The 229-nt window shown below is 62.0% G+C and carries 1 pseudogene; it reads left to right on the top strand.

Annotated features, from left to right (window positions below):
* Nucleotides 1-217, top strand: a pseudogene (locus EOD29_RS35585) (IS4 family transposase); the annotation flags it as partial.
* Nucleotides 218-229: the final 12 nt, after the last annotated feature.

Below are 229 nucleotides of genomic sequence, written 5' to 3'. Positions count from 1 at the left end.
CCTGCAGCTCTTCGCCGCCATGATCGCCTATGCGCTGCTGCGCATCGCCGCCCGGGCCTGCCGTATCGCCATGCCCATCCTCAGGTTCACCGATTTGGTCGCCCGATGCCTCTTCGAGCGACGAAACATCGCCGCCATCGACAAACCGCCGCCCGTCAACCCAAGTCAACGCAAGCTCCGATCCTCCCCAAACCAGATCAGCTTCGCCTATGAATAACTTTCCCCGGAC

Origin of the sequence: Mesorhizobium sp. M1A.T.Ca.IN.004.03.1.1 (assembly GCF_003997555.1) — a bacterium.
Taxonomy (GTDB): Bacteria; Pseudomonadota; Alphaproteobacteria; order Rhizobiales; family Rhizobiaceae; genus Mesorhizobium.
The sequence above is the reverse complement of the archived record's forward strand: the minus strand, read 5'-3'. Positions and strand labels throughout refer to the sequence as shown.